This window comes from Nocardioides proteolyticus (assembly GCF_051280635.3).
Classification (GTDB): domain Bacteria; phylum Actinomycetota; class Actinomycetes; order Propionibacteriales; family Nocardioidaceae; genus Nocardioides.
Window position 1 is genome coordinate 63,062 of sequence record NZ_JBNBPO030000004.1, and the last position, 17,411, is coordinate 80,472.

A 17,411-nucleotide genomic window follows, 5' to 3' on the forward strand; every position below is an offset into this window, starting at 1 on the left:
GCAGATCGACTCCAGCCATTGACAGTGACGCGGGTCACTGGTCATGATTCCAGTTATCTATTGTCGATAGGTTTCCGGATCTCGGGGTCCGCGCCGCGGGTTGTCGCCGCGGAGAAGCCCGATGCCAGCGCACAAACTTCAAGGAGCACCTCATGAGCGCCACTGTCACCTCCGCCCTGGCGTGGTGGGCCAAGACCAGGTCCGACGACACCGCCATCGTCCTCGACGGCGACACCCTGACCTACGGTGAGCTGGGCGGCTGGTCGAGCCGCATCGCCGAGCACCTGCGTGCCGAGGGAGTCCAGCCCGGTGACCGGGTCGGCCTGATGGCCCCCAACAGCCTGCCGTGGCCCGCCGCTGCGCTCGGCGCGATCAAGGCCGGTGCGGTCCTCGTGCCGCTGAATCCGCGCTTCAAGCCGGCCGAGCTCCGCAAGGTGCTCGACGACTCCGGTGCGGTCGCGGTCATCGCCGACGACCCGTTCAAGGGCACGGTCGAGGAGGCGAGCGCCCTGGGCGAGCCGGCCAATGTCGTCACCTTCAGCGCGATCGACGCACTGCGCGACGGCGCGCCGTCGACGTACGGCATCGAGCGTGGCGAGGACGACCCGATCTCGATCATCTTCACCAGCGGCTCGACCGGACGCAGCAAGGGCGTCGTCCTCACCAACCGCACCCTGCTCAACATCGTCTTCGAGGCGAGCCTGGTCGAGGAGGGCTTCCATCGCGGCTCGACCTCGATCCTGCTGCTTCCCCTCGCGTTCACGCCCGGCCTCGTCTGGGGGCTGCTGATGACCACCGTGCTCGGCGGCAAGATCGTGATCGAGAAGGACATCGTGCCGTCTCGTGCGGTCCAGCTGATCGAGGAGCACCAGGTCGAGGCGATCTTCGGTGTCCCGCTGGTCTACCAAGCGCTGGCGGCAGCGCCGGAGTTCGCCACCGCCGACCTCTCCTCGCTCAAGACCGCCGTCGTCGGCGGTGCGGCCGTTCCGACGGCCCTGCTGGAGGCCTACGCCGCCAAGGACGTGGCGCTCCGCCAGATCTACGGCATGACCGAGGCCGGCGGCATCGCGACCGCGACGCTGGTCTCGGAGTTCCGCGAGCACCCGGGCAGCTGCGGCACCGGCGGCATCTTCACCGAGGTGAAGGTGGTCCGCGAGGACGGCAGCGACGCGCCTGCCGACGAGCCCGGGGAGCTTGTCATCAAGGGCCCGGGTGTGACGCCCGGCTACTGGAACTCGCCCGAGGTCAACGCAGAGGTCTTCCGTGACGGCTGGCTGCACAGCGGTGACCTCGGCGCGACCGACGCCGATGGCCGGATCCGGTTCGTCGACCGGCTCAAGGACCTCATCATCTCCGGCGGCATCAACGTCTCGCCGGTCGAGCTCGAGCAGACGCTGGTGGCCATCGACGGTGTGGTCGAGGTGGCCGTGATCGCAGCGCAGGACGAGAAGTTCGGTGAGACGCCGGCAGCCATCATCCAGGCTGAGGAAGGTCTCACCGAAGCGGCCGTCGTCGAGGAGGCGAGCAAGGTCCTCGCCGACTTCAAGGTGCCGCGGTACGTCGTCCTCCGCGAGGACCCGCTGCCGCGGCTTCCCAACGGGAAGATCAGCAAGACCGAGATCCGCGAGGAATACGCCGACCTCACCAGCCGGTTCACCAAGGTCCGCTGAGATGGCCGATGCCGCGTCCGCTCCCGCGGCGCCCGGGACCGCGACGGTCACCCTGGAGCGCCACGGGCACGTCGGAGTCGCCACGATCCGCCGTCCTGACGCCATGAACGCCGTCAACGGGGCCGTCTCCACCGGCCTCGGCGAGGCGCTCGAGGAGGCCGAGACCGACGAGGGGATCCGCGTCCTCGTCGTCACGGGGGAGGGACGCGCGTTCTGCGCGGGCGCCGATCTCAAGGCCCTTGCCCAGGGCGAGGACATCATGGCGGCGGGTCATCCCGAGTGGGGTTTCGCCGGCTATGTGCGGCACTTCGTGTCCATCCCGACGATCGCTGCCGTGAACGGGTTCGCGCTCGGCGGCGGCACCGAGATCGTGCTGGCCTCCGACCTGGCTGTGATCGACGCCGAGGCGAAGCTCGGCCTGCCGGAGGTCAAGCGCGGTCTGCTGGCCGCGGCCGGCGGTGTCATCCGCGCTCAGCGCCAGGTTCCGTTCAAGCTCGCCCTCGAGCTGGCGCTGACGGGCGACCCGATCACGGCCGAGCAGGCCCGGGAGTGGGGGCTGGTCAACCGCGTGGCCCCGGCGGGAACGACCCTCGAGCTCGCCGTCGAGCTGGCCGAGCGGATCGCTGGCAACGCGCCCCTTTCGGTCCGCGAGACCAAGCGCGTCATGCACGAGACCGCTGCGCTCGGCTCCGACTGGGACGACGAGGTCTGGCAGGTCAACAACCGCGCTGCAGGCCGGGTGATGCGTTCGGAGGACTTCCGCGAGGGCACCCGCGCCTTCGCCGAGAAGCGCGCACCCGAGTGGAAGGGCCGCTGATGGCTGAGGAGAACCTGGTTCCCGGCGTCGATCGCCTCGTCGTGGTCGGGGGTTCGCTGGGTGCCGTGCGCGTCGCCGAGGAAGCCCGTCGGCTGGGCTTCGAGGGATCGATCACGATCGTCGGCGACGAGCCGCACCCGCCGTATGACCGGCCGCCGCTGACCAAGGAGTTTCTCACCGTCGCCGACGAGCCCGAGCCCACCGAGCACCTTTCCGATCCGGACGCCCTGGGGATCACGCTGATGACCGGGACGACCGCGGCGTCGCTCGACACCCGCAACCGGCGAGTGAGAACGGACCGCGGCGACGTCGCCTACGACCGCCTGGTCATCGCCACCGGGGCCCAGCCCCGGCCGCTCGAAGTCCCGGGGGCGGACCTCGCCGGCGTGACAACCATCCGGTCGCTGGAGGACGCGCGAGCGGTGCGGTCAGCCCTCCAGCCCGGGCTCCGGGTCGTGGTCGTCGGTGCCGGCTTCATCGGTGGTGAGATCGCCTCGAGCGCCCGCGCGCGGGGCGCCGAGGTGACCCTCGTCGAGGCCGCACCGCTACCGCTTGTGGGGGCCGTCGGCTCGCTGGTCGCCGAGCGGCTCGCCTATCTTCATCGGCAGTACGACGTGGACCTGCTTCTCCGCACGAAAGTCCGTGCCGTCAGTGGCAGCAACGGTCACGTCGAGAAGGTTCGGCTCAACGACGGCACGGCCCTGTCGGCCGACCTGGTCATCGTGGGCATCGGCGTCGATCCGGCGACCGACTGGTTGCGCGGCTCGGGCGTCGCGGTCGGCGACGGCGTCGCCTGTTCGCCGTACCTCGAGAGCACGGTGCCGGGTGTCTACGCCGTCGGCGACGTCGCCCGGTGGGTCAACCCGTGGAACGGGCGCTCCTCCCGGCTCGAGCACTGGACGGCCACCACGGAGCAGGCAGCGTTCGTCGCTCGCAACGCCCTCACCGAGGACCGTGAACCGTGCGCGGTCATGCCCTACTTCTGGTCGGAATGGTACGGCCACAAGCTGCAGATGATCGGCGAGCCCGCCGACGAGGTCGAGCTGCTCGGTGACGGCGGTGCGACCGATCCGTTCCTCGCGCAGTACCGCTACGACGGTGATCTGGTCGGTGCGTTCGCTCTCGACCGCACCGGCCCGCTGATGAAGCTGCGGAACCCCGTGCGTAAGCGGCAGTCCTGGCAGGACATGTTGCGCGAGCCGGCGCCGGACACGCCCGCTCCCCGCTGAAGCCCGGTCCGGGCATTGCGCACACGTGTCTCCCGGGTAATCTTAAAGCATTAGATTAATGAGGAGGTAGGATTGTGGACCACGTCACCCCTGATGCGGCGGTCGACCGGGAGGCCCGGATCCGTCGAGCCCTGGACCACCTGCGCAACGACACCACCGACCAGTTCGAGAAGGTCGAGAGGTTCGAGGCATTCGAGTTCACCGACCCGAACCTGGCCGCGCGCGAGCGCGACCTGGTGTTCGGCAAGGTGCCGACGATCGTGGCGCACGGGTCGGAGATCGCCGAGCCGTACGAGTTCAAGACGCTGCGGCTACCGCGCAACAACGTCATCATCGTGCGCCAGAAGGACGGCGGCGTGAAGGCGCTCGTCAACCTGTGTCGTCACCGCGGCGCCCTCCTCGAAGGGGACGCCTGTGGCAAGCGCCGGCTCTTCTCCTGCCCCTACCACCGGTGGTCCTACGACATCGACGGTTCGCTCCGGACCATCACCAGGGACAACACCGTCGGCGACATCGACCCCGAGCAGACCGGCCTCGTCGAGCTTCCCTGCGAGGAGCGGCACGGCTTCATCTGGGTGGTCGACCGGGCCGGCGCGGAGATCGACGTCGCTGCGTGGCTCGGCCCGGAGATGGACGGGATCCTCGCCGGCTACGGGCTCGACGAGCTGCACTGCGTCAAGGCCGGCGCGTACCACGAGGAGGCCAACTGGAAGATCCTCCAGGACGCGTTCCTCGACGGGTACCACATCCAGTACGCCCACCCGAACACCGCTGCGAAGTACATCCACACGAACATCATGGTGTTCGAGGACTTCGAACGGCATTGCCGCTTCATCGCGCCACGCAAGAGCATCGACCGCTGGCTCGAGGAGGACCCGGGTGACCGCAGCCTCGTCGACGACGTCACCGAGACGCACTTCATCGGGCCCAACTCGACCTTCCTCAAGCAGCCCGACCACTTCCAGCTGCTGTCCTTCTGGCCGGACCCGGTGGCGCCCGAGAAGGGCATCATGGAGATGCGCCTCATCGTGCCGTCTGCCGAGGCCGCCGGAATGACGCAGGAGCGCTGGGACTACCTCTGGGACAAGAACTGGCAGATCCTCGAGGCGGTCCTCATCAACGAGGACTTCCCCGTGCTGCGCGACTCGCAGTGGGGGATGCGGAGCCGGGACGCGGCGCCTATGGTGCTCGGCCGCAACGAGGTGGCCAACCAGGTGTTCCGTCGGCTCCTCGGCCGGCTGCTCGCGGAGGCGGACCCGGCGTGATCGAGCTGGTCTGGTCCGACACTCTGGACGCGGCGGCGCAGTCCGCCATTGAGGAGATGCTGGCCACCGCCGTCGAGTACGACGCGGAAGCGGGCTTCTCCACGGCACGGCCGGCGTATCCGGCCACCGGTTCGCTGCACCACCTCGTCGTCACCATCGCCCCGGCCGGGCAGCGGGGGAGCAGTTCCCTCGATGCCCTGCCGGATGTTCCGCTGGTCGCCTACCTGCGGCTCGACGTGGTCGACGGGATCGGTCACGCCCAGTTCGTCGTCCGGCCGGAGTTCCGCTCGCACGGGATCGCGACCCTGATGGCGGAGCTGCTCGCCGAGCCCGGCGGGTGGTCGGCGGTTCCAGGCCTCCGCGAAGTGCGCACCTGGTCCCACGGGGGCCATCCGGCAGCCGACCGGATGGCACGCCGTTTCGGCGCCGGCGTCGAGCACGGCGTCTTCAAGACCCTGCGCCTGGTCGGTGGTTCCCGTCCTTACGAGGTCGACCGCGCCGACGTGCGGCTCGAGCCGGCGGCCGGACCGCCACCGTCCCTCGTGCCCGGTCACGAGGAGGCGATGGCGCCGTACGAGCTGGCGGTGCTGCACTCGGCCTCCGAGCTGCTGTCGGCCGACTCGATCAAGGGTGCTGTGCGCCTGGGCGTGGCTACCGAGGGAGCGACAACGAGCGCGGCGAGCATCGCGGTCGAGAACCCAGGCCTTCCCCGGGAGGCTCTCCGAGCTCTCCTCGGCCAGGCGCTGCTGGAAGTACAGGACCGCGGTGCCCGGGCAGCTCAGCTCTTCGTCGACGCGCTGGAGGACGACTTCGTGGGCGTGACGCGCGAGCTCGGGTTCGAGCACGACCAGACGGACTACCTCTACGCACTCTCCCTCTGACCGGGAGCGTCAAAGAAATGTGATCGCGGTCTCGCGAAGCCATTGACGGCATAAATCTAATCCAATAAGGTTTCGCAGTGACGGCGGTCACCCCTCCCCGCTGACGCACGACCCCCACAGGACCGGGGTTTCCTGCGATCTGGATCAGGAATGAGGACGAGCTCCATGCGCACTTTCAGCAACTTCATCGACGGACGCTGGGTCGAGGCCCCCGGTGTCCTCCCGGTCGACGACCCGTCGACCGGCGAGGTCTTCGGCCACGTTCCGGACTCGGACACCGAGGTCGTCGACGCGGCGGTCACCTCCGCGCGACGGGCGTTCGACGAAGGCCCCTGGGCGCGCTGGTCGGTGCGGGACCGTGCCGATGCGCTGCGACGCCTGGCGGCTGCTCTGGAGCAGAAATTCGACACCCTCGTCGACGACCTGATCGCCGACACTGGAGCGACGGCGCGGTTCTGCCCCATGCTCCAGGTCGGTGCGCCGATGGCTCACCTTCGCGACTTCGCCGAGATGGCGCACCTGCTCGAGGAACCCGAGTCCTTCCCGCTCCAGGCCAACCCCGGCCTCGGGCAGTGGGAGCTGCACCGGGAGCCCGTTGGTGTCGTGGGCGCCTTCACTCCCTACAACTTCCCGTTGTTCATGTGCGTGTGGAAGGTCGCGCCGGCACTGCTGGCGGGCAACACCGTCGTGCTCAAGCCCTCGCCACTGACGCCGGTCGGTCCGGACGCACTCGCGGCCGCGGCGATCGCTGCGGAGCTTCCGCCGGGTGTGCTCAACGTCGTCCACGGCGACCGGGTCGCCGGGGAGTCGCTGGTGGCACACCCGGGCGTCGACATGATCAGCTTCACCGGCAGCACCGCCGTCGGCACCAGGATCATGGCCGCGGCCGCGGCGACCGCCAAGGAGGTCGTCCTGGAGCTGGGTGGCAAGTCGCCGGCCATCGTGCTGCCGGACGCCGATGCCGAGCTGGCCGTCCGTGGGACGGTGTTCAGCAGCATGATGCACGCGGGCCAGGCGTGTGTGGCCACCACCCGGATGCTGGTTCCCGACACCCGGTACGACGAGTTCGTCGACCTTCTCGCCGAGCGGGCCGGCGCACTGCAGCTGGGCCCCGCGAACGAGTTCACGACCGACGTCGGGCCGGTCATCTCCGCCGCGGCCCGCACCCGCATCGAGAAGATCGTCGCCGCCTCGATCGAGCAGGGCGGCCGGGCCATCGTCGGCGGCCAACCCCCCGCAGGGGTGCCCGACGGTGGCTACTACGTCAGCCCGACCGTCATCGCCGACATCGACAACTCCAACCCCGCGGCGGCGGAGGAGATCTTCGGTCCGGTCCTGTCGGTCATCCGCTACTCCGACGTGGAGGACGCGATCCGAATCGCCAACGACACGCCCTACGGCCTGGCTGCTGCGGTGTGGGGAGCCGACCTCGTGCGGGCGCGTGAGGTCGCGCTGCGGGTGCGCGGCGGTCTCACCTGGATCAACGACGTCGCCCAGGCGGACGTGATGCGAACGCCCCTCGCCGGCAAGGGCATGAGCGGCGTGGGTCAGGAGAACGGCCGGGACGGTCTCTTCGCCTACACCAACACGAGGAGCTTGTTCACGGCTCTGGACACCAACCTCGACGTCCGTGCGTACGGCGTCGTCGGCAGCGAGTGGGAGTGACGTCATGAGCGACAGCAAGACCGCGAGCATCGACCACGACGCCTGCAAGGGCCACGGGCGTTGCTACATGACCGCGCCCGATGTGTTCGACAGCGACGACGACGGGTTCCCCGTCGTGATCGGACAGGCGTCTGCGGCGGGAGCGCTCGCTGAGCTCGAGCGCGCTGTCAACAACTGCCCCGAGCGGGCCATCACCGTCGTCGCGACCGCGTAGTCGCCTGCACCCATCGAAAGGATCGACCATGTCCGAGCTCAAGGACGCCGAGAGCGCCGAGATCAGCTACGACTTCGACATCCACTCGCCCGAGATCGCCGACACGGTGTACGACGTGTACGCCGAGATGCGTGAGAAGTGCCCGGTCGCGCACAGCCCCCGCTACGGCGGCCACTGGGTCGCCACGAAGTACGACGCGATCCACGAGGTGCTGCGCAACCCGACGGTGTTCTCGAGCGAGTCGGTGAACGTGCCGGGCACGATCGGCCAGGACGGACCGATGATCCCGATCGAGGTGGATCCGCCGGACCACCAGATCTACCGCAAGCTCATCAACCCGCTGTTCTCCCCCAAGCGGATGGCCGACCTCGAGCCCCGCATCCGCGAGATCACCAACGAGCTGATCGACGAGATGCTCGAGCACGACCGCGTCGACTTCATCGACGCCTTCGCGCGGGCACTGCCGAGCAAGGTGTTCCTGGCCCTGATGGGCTGGAACCTCGACGACTCCGAGAAGTTCAACCACTGGGCCGACACCATCGTGCTCGGCGAGCCGGGTGCCGACGAAGAGCGGGCCACCGAGGTCCGGACGGCGGCCGCGATGGAGGTCTATGCCTACTTCGCCGAGATGATCGACGAGCGAGCCGACGGCGGCGACGCCGACGACATCACCCAGATCCTGATCAACGGCAAGTTCGAGGACCGCGATCTCACCCAGTTCGAGGTGCTCAACATCCTGTTCCTCTTCCTCATCGGCGGCCTGCACACCGTCCAGGGGCAGCTGGCCCACACCGTGATCTACATGGCGGAGCACCCAGAGGTCCGGAAGCAGCTGGTCGAGGACCTCTCGCTCGTCCCCACCGCGGTGGAGGAGATGCTCCGCTGGGAGTCGGCCGTCTGCCCCGCTCGGGTCGTGAAGGAGGACTACGTCCTCGACGGAGTTCAGCTGCGTGCCGGCGACAAGATCCTGATCCCCTTCGCCTCGGCCAACCACGACCCGGACCAGTTCGCCGACCCGGACACCGTCGATCTCACGCGGGACCCCAATCCCCACATCGCCTTCGGCGGCGGCAACCACCGCTGCGTGGGATCACACCTCGCTCGCCTCGAGCTCCGGATCGCGTTCGAGGAGCTGCATCGGCGCATCCCGGAGTACCGCCTCGACCCTGACAACCCGCCGGTCCGGCATCTCAGCCAGGTCAAGGGTGTCCTCACGCTTCCGCTCATCATCGGCGAGTCGATCTGACCTGCCACCCATCCGCACCACCCGTATCGCAAAGGAGACACAGATGGCAGTCAAGCTCGGAACGGTCGAGTTCTACGAGGCCATGGGCGAGGCCCTCAACAACGACCCCGTGTGGGCCGACAAGGGCAAGAACATCGACTTCGACATGGCCTACAAGTACGAGGCGCCGGTCGAGGGGCAGTTCTTCGTCAGCTTCGACAAGGGGAAGGTCGTCGCGGTCCGCAATGCCACGCAGGAGGACCTGGACAGCGCCGACTTCATGATCAGCGGCAGCAGCGACGTCTGGCGCGGCTGTTTCGACGGAAGCATCAACCCCACGGTCGCGATGACCCGCGGCAAGCTCCGCGTGCGCGGCAAGATGGCGCAGATGCTCAAGAACATGCCGGCGTTCATGTACATCCAGGAGACCATGGGCAAGATCGAGTTCGAGTGACTCCCTGCCCTCGGATGCTCAGCCGCTGCCCCGGCTGAAGCAGGTGCGTCTGGCACCCGGTCCCCCTGTCGGCGTCGTCGACAGGGGGATTGCGCATTGTATGGGAAATAGCCAGAAACCGAAGACCGTTAGGTATTGACATGCGTCACACCCCATCAGAGACTAATGGCAATAGGTAAACCGGATGCGGCGGCTGCCGCAGAGAGGGCGGTCACCATGGTCAAGTCCCGTGCCGCAGTCCTGTTCGATGCTCCCGGCAAGTGGGAGATCATCGACGTGGAGGTCGACGACCCGAAGGACTTCGAGGTGCTCGTGCGGTACGAGCACGCCGGCCTCTGTCACTCCGACGACCACTACGCCAAGGGCGACGTGCCCGCGCTGGCCTACCCCTTCTGCGGTGGGCACGAGGGCGCCGGCGTGGTCGAGAAGGTCGGGCCCGGCGTCCGCGACCTGCAGGTCGGCGACCACGTGGTCGCGGCCTTCATCCCGGGCTGCGGTCGCTGCACGTGGTGCGCCCGCGGAATGCAGAACCTCTGCGACAACGGCGCCTACATGATGCTCGGGACCCAGCTCGACAGCACCTTCCGCCTGCACACCGAGGATGGGACCGACGTCGGGCAGTGCTCGCTGGTCTCGACGTTCTCGGAGTACTCCGTCCTCCCGGAGTGGGGTGCCATCAAGATCGACAAGGACATCCCGCTCTCGGTCGCGGCCCTGGTCGGGTGCGGCGTGCCGACCGGCTGGGGTTCGGCCGTCAACGCAGCCGAGGTCCGGCCAGGCCACGTCGTGATCGTGATGGGCATCGGCGGCATCGGCATCAACGCCGTCCAGGGCGCGAAGTTCGCGGGCGCGTCCCGGATCATCGCCGTCGACCCCGCTCCCTTCCACCGCGAGAAGGCGCTCGAGCTCGGCGCGACGGACGCGTTCGAGAACATGCAGCAGGCGACGGACCTTGCCCAGTCGCTGACCAACGGACAGGGCGCCGACTCCGCCATCGTGACCGTCGGTGTCGTCACCGGCGAGCACGTGGCGGAGGCCTTCGCGTCCATCCGCAAGGCCGGCACCGTCGTGCTCACGAGCATGGGCAACGTCGTCGAGTACGGCATCCCGGTGAGCCTCTTCGAGCTCGCGATGTACCAGAAGCGCATCCAGGGCTCGCTCTTCGGGATGATGCAGCCGACCCGTGCTGTCGAGGACCTCCTGCGTCTGTACCGGGAGGGACACCTCAAGCTGGAGGAGCTCGTCACGCGGCGCTACTCCCTGGACGAGATCAACCAGGGCTACGACGACATGCACGCCGGCATCAACCTTCGCGGTGTCATCGACTTCTGACGCGGCCGGGTCCGGGAAATATCTAATGATTTGAGGATTAGGCGCGTAACCGGGGGTACTCGGCGGCCGTTGGGCTTGTGACCACGACCACAGAGTCGGGTCCGTGTCTCGGGGCCTGTCTCCTCGACGTCCTAACAGGTGAGCAGATGAGCATGGAAGCAAGTGCAGCCCGTCGGGTGAGGCCCGTGGGCCCCTATGACGGGAGGGGTAGCCGATTCGTCGGTCGCCTGCCGTCGTACCTCCGGGGACCGGTGGCCGAGGCCGGCGGCATGGCCCAGCTGCTGGGCCGGATCCTCGCGAGCGCCATCACGCAGCCGCGCGGCTACTGGGGTGCGGTCGTCGAGGACATGCACGCGACCATCAAGCGGGCGTGGGTCCCGATCGTCTTCGCCCTGTTCGGCTTCCTGATCTTCATGTCGATCCTCACGGTCCAGTTCTTCGACATGGCGGGCGCCAACCAGCTGTTCGGTCCGCTGCTGCTCCTGCAGAGCATGCGGACGTTCACGATCTGGATCGACTCGATGGTCGTCGCGGGCGTGATCGGGACGGCCCTGACGTCCGACGTCGGAGCCCGGAAGGTGCGGGAGGAGATCGACGCGATGATGGTGATGGGCATCGACCCCGTGCGCGACCTGGCAGTTCCGCGGGTCCTGTCGATCACGTTCATCACGACCCTCCTGGCCGTGCCGTCGCTGCTCGTCACCATCGTGTCGATGAACATCGGTGGGCTCTACGTCGCCTCGATGCCGAGCGCTCACTTCTACTCGAACCTCTTCGCCAACGTCTCACCCGGTTCGATCGTCGCGGTCGTCGTCCAGAGCTTCCTGATTGGGCTCCTGATCGGCACCGTGTGCTGCTACAAGGGCTTCACAGCCTCCGGCGGAGCCATCGGCCTGGGGCGCAGTGTCAACCAGGCCGTCGTCATCGCCTTCCTCGCCGTCTGGGTCCTCCAGCTCGCTTTCAACGCGCTGCTCCTGGGCCTCTTCCCGAACCTGGGGGCCTTCCGATGACCAATCTCCAGGAACGTCCGGACGCCGCGCCGGCGCCAGATCCGAAGGTGGCACCGCCCGTACGCACGCCGGGCGAGGAGCGGCTGGAAAGCGTCGGCAGCTTCGTCCAGTTCATCGTCCAGGTCTTCCGGGAGATGCCGACCGCTGTGAGGCTCTACCCCGCCGAGATCGTGCACCACTGCGGGGCGCAGCTGCGCCAGAACTTCCTGGTCGCGATCTTCATGCTGTTCATGATGGGCGCCGTCATGGGACTCACGGCGAACTTCCTCTTCGCCAGCATCGGCATCGACAGCCTGATCGCCGCAGTCAACTCCGTAGCCGGCCTCCGAGGCATGTGCCAGGTCGTGTTCGGCTGGATCATCGCGGCCAAGCTCGGCTGCGGCATCGTCGCCGAGCTGGGCGCCATGCGGATCAGCGAAGAGATCGACGCCCTCGAGGTGATGGGAATCCGTTCGGTCCCCTACCTCGCCAGCACCCGCGTCATCGCAGCGGGCATCACCATGCCGCTGCTGTTCGTGGTCGGCCTCCTGGTGAACTTCGGCGCCGGGTGGCTCTTCAACGTGGAACTGCTCAACACCGTGTCGTCCGGTGGATTCGAGTACTTCCTCTACCTGTTCCAGAACGGCAAGGACTTCGCGATCGCGATGGCCTGGGCCCTGGTCCTCGGCGTGATGATCGTCGTCGTCGCCTGCTACTTCGGCTACACCGCCTCCGGTGGCCCGGTCGGCGTCGGTCGCGCCACCGCCCAGTCGATGCTGGTCAACCTCGTCCTGGTGAGCATCGTCGGCATGGTGCTCGTCCAGCTGTTCTACGGCAACTCGCCCAACGCTCCCATCGGCAACTGACGTCAGCCACTGCAGGAAACGAGCTCAGATGACCCTCACCACCGAACGGCCCGGCCTCCCGCTGCCCGCCGCCGCACGACCCGCGCACCACACCGTCGAGGTCAGCGACGTCCACAAGAGCTTCGGCTCCTCGGACATCCTCAAAGGGATCTCCGTCAACTTTCGCGACGACGCCATCACGACGGTCCTCGGTCCTTCCGGCACCGGCAAGTCGGTTCTGCTGAAGCACATCGTCGGTCTCCTCGAACCTGATCAGGGGGAGGTGCGCGTCTTCGGTGAGAACATCTGGCAGGTCTCCGAAGCCAGGCGCTACGAGCTGCGGACCCGGTTCGGTGTCCTCTTCCAGGACGGCGCTCTCTTCGGGTCGATGAACATCTATGACAACGTCGCGTTCCCGCTGCGCAAGCACACCGACAAGTCCGAGGACGAGATCCACGACATCGTCATGGACCGCCTCCGTGAGGTGGGCCTCGAGCAGGCGATCAAGAAGGCGCCGAACGAGATCTCCGGCGGGATGCGCAAGCGCGCCGGCTTCGCGCGGGCCCTGGTAATGAAGCCGGATGTCGTCCTGTTCGACGAGCCGGACTCCGGGCTCGATCCCGTACGCACCAAGCTGCTCTCCCAGCTGATCGCCGAGGTCCACGCCGAGCACGGCGGGACCTACATCGTCATCACCCACGACATCCCGACAGCGCGCACGGTCAGCGACGACGTGGCGGTCATCTGGAAGGGCAAGGTCGTGCACTACGGGGAGGCCGACGGTGCCTTCGCGTCCGACGACCCGTTCGTGCGGCAGTTCCTCGCAGGCGAGGCCGACGGTCCGCTGGGGATGGACTGACGTGATGGTGGCTCCCCTGCTCCGACCGATCCGACTGGCCGCGCTCGCCGCCGTCTTGGCCCTCGTCGTCGTCGCCCTGAAGCTGGCCGGGTCCGACCCCTATCGCCTGCAGGTCGTCACCCCGGCGGCTGACCAGACCTTCGTCGGTGCCCGCGTCCTCCTCTCCGGTGAGCGCGTGGGCGAGATCTCCGAGGTCGGAGTCCGGGACGGCAAGGCGGTCCTGACCGTCGAGGTCGACGACGACCACGCCCCGCTGCCCGCCGGCACCACCGCCCGCATCAAGTGGGAGTCGGTCCTCGGTGCCCGCGTCGTCGAGCTGACCGCCGGCAGGGACGGCAACGAGGACCTGCCGAGCGGCCACCTGCTGGCCGTCAGCGAGAACGTCGAGGTCGACGACCTGCTGGCGATGCTCGACGCCCCCACCCGGAGGAAGATCAAGGCCCTCCTCGGCCAGCTGCGCGCCACGCTGGAGGGCAACGAGGGCGACCTGAACAAGACCCTCCAGGAGGCGGGCCCGACGATCCAGGCGCTCGGTGAGGTCCTTCGCGCGGTGGGCCGCGACGGCGCCGCGATCAAGAAGATCGTCACCCAGCTGAGCCAGGTGGCCGACACCGTCGCGTCGCGGGACGACCGCCTCTCGTCGAGCGTCCGCGACCTCAACGCGATGCTGGTCGCCGTCGCCCAGAAGCAGGGCGACCTAAGCCGGACGCTGAAGCGGCTGCCGCAGACGATCGACACCGCGACGCAGACGCTCGGCAACGTAGCGGGGCCGGTCGACTCGGCCCGCGCGCTGTTGCGGGGGCTCAAGCCGTCGACCTCGCAGCTGCCCGGGATCACCAAGGATCTGGGACCGGTGCTCGCCAGCGCCCGTCCGGCCCTCGCAGAGGTCCCGCCGACGCTCGAGTACGCCGACCAGCTACTCGCCCGGACGCCCGCACTGGCCTCCAGTCTTCGTGAACTGCTGCCCGACCTGGACAGCGCTCTGGAGCAGGCCAACCCGATGGTTGCCTTCCTTCGGCCCTACACGCCGGAGCTTGCCGGCTGGCTCAGCAACTGGGTCGGCATCTTCGGCAGTCAGAACGCCAAGGGCAACTACGCCCGAGCGCTCATCACGGCGTCCGCGTCCAGCCTCGACGACGTCCTGCCCGGCGTTCCGCCCGGCCAGCAGCAGGACGCCAGGCCCGCCCCAGGCTCGATCGCCAAGCAGCCGTGGACCGACGCGAACGGAGATGCGATCCAGTGAACGCCTTCGCTTCCATGGGAAACCGGGTGCGCGTCGCCGTACTCGTGGCACTCGTGCTGCTCGCCGCTGCGATCAGCACGGCAGCCGGAGACAACGAGGACAGCAAGGAGGTCGTCGGATACTTCGAGGACGTCAGCCCGCTCGAGGAGGGTGCTGAGATCCGCGCCGCCGGGGTCAAGGTTGGCGAGGTGCAGTCCATCGAGCTGGAGGACGGTCGCGCACGCGTCGTCTTGGACGTCGACTCAGCGGTCTTCCCGATCCATCGTGACGCCCGGCTGTCGATCCGGCCCATCAACCTGCTGGGTGAGAACTTCATCGAACTCGATCCCGGATCCGCCGACGCGCCCGCACTCGAGGGGGCGATCCCGATCGAGCAGACCGGCAGCATCGTGACCCTGCAGGGGGTACTGGACACCGTCGACGACCCGACCAGCACGGCCCTTGCCGCGCTGGTGAGCGAGCTCGGCGCCGGGTTCGACGGCAACGGCGAGGAGATGGCCGCCGCGATCAGGGCACTCGCTCCCGCCATGCAGAACGTCGACCGCCTCGGCGACGTCCTCCGGGCCCAGAACAAGGTGCTCGCCGAGCTCCTCGAGAGTGCCGACCCCATGGCAACGGCGGTCTCGGGTGCCGAGGGCGAGCGGCTTGACGCCCTCGTCCAGCAGACCCGCAACCTCCTCGTCGCCCTCGGGAGCGAGCAGCAGGGCATCCGCGACACCATCGCGGAGCTCCCCGGCACACTCAGGGAGGCGCGCACGACGTTGACCGCCCTGGAGCGCGTCGCCGACGCGACGGCGCCCACGTTGAAAGCGGCACGACCGGTCACCGACGATCTCGAGCAGATCGCCAAGGAGATCCAGGCCTTCACCGTCTACGCCACCCCGGCCTTCGCCTCGTTCAACGGAGTCTTCGCCGAGGCCGAGAAGCTCATCGACCGTGCCGCGCCGCTCGTCAAGGCGCTGCGGAAGTCGGGGCCGGAGATCGAGGGCGTTGCCGCGGGACTCGTCCCCGCCGGCGACCAGCTGCTCGACAAGCACCTGGGCGACCTAATGGCCTTCGTGCGCAAATGGGCACTCAGCACCAACGGCAGAGACGCGGTCAGTCACTACTTCCGTGGCGTCTTCCACGTCACGCCGGCCAGCCTGCAGGCACTGGTCGAGGGGGCGCCGATCTTCCCGAGCGGCGGCGACACCCCGGACGCGCCCGCCAGGGCAAACGACGGTCCGGCTGCACCGGAGGACCTGACCGGCGCCATCGACCAGGTGACCGCGCTGCTGGGGGAGGACGGAGTCCTCGACCTCTGCGCGATCCTCGTGACCGATCCGGAGTGCAAGAAGAAGGCCGAGGAGCCGGCGTCAGAGAAGACCGCCGACGACCCGAAGCCGCAGCCGGACGACGCGGATCCGACGAGCGCGACGGGGCTGAATCTCGACCAAGAGGTCAACCTGCTCGACCAACTGCTGGGAGGACTGGTCAAGTGAACCGCGGAGCGCATCGCGACGACGTTCGCAAGTGGATGATCGGTGTCGTTACCGTAGCGGTCGGCCTGGTCATCGCCTACGTCGGCATCACCGTCCAGGGCGGCGGCAAGCTGCCGCTCAAGAGCTACACCGAGGTCCAGGCCGACTTCAGCTCGGTCGGCACCCTCAAGCCCCAGCAGAAGGTCACCGTCAAGGGCGTCCGCGTCGGCCTCGTCTCCGACATCGAGTACGTCGACCGGGTCGCCCGGGTGACGCTTCGGCTCGAGGGCGACTACGAGATCTACGAAGACGCGACTGCCCGGATCGGCAACGAGTCCGCACTCGGCAAGAAGTACGTCGACTTCGACCCCGGTTCCCCGGAGTCCGGTGAGCTCGGCTCTCGGCCCATCGCCGTTGAAAACACCCAGAGCGCCTCGTCCCTCGACGACGTCCTCGCGAGCTTCGACGCGCCGGCTCGCGAAGGACTTCGGACCGGCCTCCGTGAGCTCGGCGGCGGATTCCTCGGACACGGCGAGGACCTGCGCGACGTTGCTCAGGTCTCGCCCCACCTGCTCAGGGACGCCCGCTCCGTCACCGGCACCCTGGCCGCTCCCCGCACGAACCTCGACGACCTGCTCGTCAACGCCAACGCCCTCGCCGGGCAGTTCGAAGGCGAGAGCAACCGTCTGGCCCAGCTCATGGAAGAGGGCACCGTCACGATGTTGGCGCTCAACGTCGACGGGAGCGCGCCGCTCCGAGAGACCGTCCACGAGCTGCCGGGCGTCCTCCGCACAGCACGCAAGGGCCTTACGGAGATCAACGCCCCGCTGTTGCGGACCGCCTCGGCCGTCGAGGAGCTCGAGCCGGGCGTCCGCCACCTGGTCAGGGCGACCCCCGACCTGCGTGGATTCCTCACCGAGTCCCCGCCGGTGGCCCGCACGGTGATCCGCTTCACCAAGGGTGCGGAGCCCGCGCTGAAGACGCTCAACCCCGCCGTGCGCGACCTCGCGCCAGTCGTCGAGCGGACGAGCCGCACCTTCTCGGTCGGAGACCGCCTCGTCGCAACGCTCCTGCCGTACTGGCCGGACGCCGGGCGACTGTTCTCCCACCACGACCTGCTCAGCGGCCGCTTCACGCCGGACCGGCACTACTTCAGCGCGATGCTCAACTTCCCCGGCGTACACAACGTGAGCGTGGTCGACCCCCTCGCAGACGTCGATCCCTACCCCGGACCCGGCAACGCGTTCGACAACGAGGAGTGAC

At 68.3% G+C, this 17,411-nt stretch carries 16 protein-coding genes; all 16 read left to right on the forward strand.

Annotation, left to right across the window (positions count from 1 at the left end):
* Positions 1-152: 152 nt before the first annotated feature.
* The 16 genes from ACPOLA_RS03630 to ACPOLA_RS03705 all read left to right on the forward strand — a co-directional run bounded on the left by ACPOLA_RS03630 (position 153) and on the right by ACPOLA_RS03705 (position 17,410).
* On the forward strand, positions 153-1,670 hold the full coding sequence (locus tag ACPOLA_RS03630; protein WP_435769027.1) for a class I adenylate-forming enzyme family protein: 1,518 nt from the start codon (positions 153-155) through the stop codon (positions 1,668-1,670).
* A gap of 1 nt (position 1,671) precedes the next feature.
* Positions 1,672-2,487 carry a crotonase/enoyl-CoA hydratase family protein gene (locus ACPOLA_RS03635; RefSeq protein WP_435769028.1) on the forward strand — a complete coding sequence of 272 codons (816 nt, stop codon included), beginning with the start codon at positions 1,672-1,674 and terminating at the stop codon, positions 2,485-2,487.
* On the forward strand, positions 2,487-3,716 hold the full coding sequence (locus ACPOLA_RS03640; RefSeq protein ID WP_435769029.1) for an NAD(P)/FAD-dependent oxidoreductase: 1,230 nt from the start codon (positions 2,487-2,489) through the stop codon (positions 3,714-3,716). The genes ACPOLA_RS03635 and ACPOLA_RS03640 overlap by 1 nt, the downstream gene beginning before the upstream one ends.
* Before the next feature lie 74 nt (positions 3,717-3,790).
* On the forward strand, positions 3,791-4,981 hold the full coding sequence (locus tag ACPOLA_RS03645) for an aromatic ring-hydroxylating oxygenase subunit alpha (protein WP_435769030.1): 1,191 nt from the start codon (positions 3,791-3,793) through the stop codon (positions 4,979-4,981).
* Positions 4,978-5,862 carry a hypothetical protein gene (locus tag ACPOLA_RS03650; RefSeq protein WP_435769031.1) on the forward strand — a complete coding sequence of 295 codons (885 nt, stop codon included), beginning with the start codon at positions 4,978-4,980 and terminating at the stop codon, positions 5,860-5,862. Before ACPOLA_RS03645 ends, ACPOLA_RS03650 begins: the two co-directional genes overlap by 4 nt.
* Before the next feature lie 165 nt (positions 5,863-6,027).
* The gene (locus tag ACPOLA_RS03655) at positions 6,028-7,527 is read left to right on the forward strand and encodes an aldehyde dehydrogenase family protein (protein ID WP_435769032.1); all 1,500 of its coding nucleotides are present in this window, start codon (positions 6,028-6,030) and stop codon (positions 7,525-7,527) included.
* A gap of 4 nt (positions 7,528-7,531) precedes the next feature.
* Positions 7,532-7,741 (forward strand): ferredoxin, encoded by a 210-nt coding sequence (locus ACPOLA_RS03660; protein ID WP_435769033.1) that lies wholly within the window; start codon positions 7,532-7,534, stop codon positions 7,739-7,741.
* 28 nt (positions 7,742-7,769) lie between these two features.
* Entirely contained in the window at positions 7,770-8,987 is a 1,218-nt protein-coding gene (locus ACPOLA_RS03665) for a cytochrome P450 (RefSeq protein WP_435769034.1), read from the forward strand.
* A gap of 43 nt (positions 8,988-9,030) precedes the next feature.
* Positions 9,031-9,420 (forward strand): SCP2 sterol-binding domain-containing protein, encoded by a 390-nt coding sequence (locus ACPOLA_RS03670; RefSeq protein ID WP_435769035.1) that lies wholly within the window; start codon positions 9,031-9,033, stop codon positions 9,418-9,420.
* A gap of 216 nt (positions 9,421-9,636) precedes the next feature.
* The gene (locus tag ACPOLA_RS03675; RefSeq protein WP_435769036.1) at positions 9,637-10,752 is read left to right on the forward strand and encodes an NDMA-dependent alcohol dehydrogenase; all 1,116 of its coding nucleotides are present in this window, start codon (positions 9,637-9,639) and stop codon (positions 10,750-10,752) included.
* Between the two features lie 269 nt (positions 10,753-11,021).
* On the forward strand, positions 11,022-11,762 hold the full coding sequence (locus tag ACPOLA_RS03680; protein ID WP_435769037.1) for an MlaE family ABC transporter permease: 741 nt from the start codon (positions 11,022-11,024) through the stop codon (positions 11,760-11,762).
* Complete coding sequence (locus tag ACPOLA_RS03685; protein ID WP_435769038.1) at positions 11,759-12,607, forward strand: MlaE family ABC transporter permease; 849 nt, start codon at positions 11,759-11,761, stop codon at positions 12,605-12,607. The genes ACPOLA_RS03680 and ACPOLA_RS03685 overlap by 4 nt, the downstream gene beginning before the upstream one ends.
* A 28-nt stretch (positions 12,608-12,635) precedes the next feature.
* Positions 12,636-13,445, forward strand: coding sequence for an ABC transporter ATP-binding protein (locus ACPOLA_RS03690; RefSeq protein ID WP_435769039.1), 810 nt, complete (start codon positions 12,636-12,638; stop codon positions 13,443-13,445).
* Between the two features lie 4 nt (positions 13,446-13,449).
* Positions 13,450-14,688 (forward strand): MlaD family protein, encoded by a 1,239-nt coding sequence (locus ACPOLA_RS03695; RefSeq protein WP_435769040.1) that lies wholly within the window; start codon positions 13,450-13,452, stop codon positions 14,686-14,688.
* Positions 14,689-14,702: 14 nt separating this feature from the next.
* Positions 14,703-16,169, forward strand: coding sequence for an MlaD family protein (locus ACPOLA_RS03700; RefSeq protein WP_435769041.1), 1,467 nt, complete (start codon positions 14,703-14,705; stop codon positions 16,167-16,169).
* A complete protein-coding gene (locus ACPOLA_RS03705) occupies positions 16,166-17,410 on the forward strand; it encodes an MlaD family protein (RefSeq protein WP_435769042.1) in 1,245 nt (414 codons plus the stop codon). The genes ACPOLA_RS03700 and ACPOLA_RS03705 overlap by 4 nt, the downstream gene beginning before the upstream one ends.
* The last annotated feature ends 1 nt before the right edge of the window (position 17,411 follow it).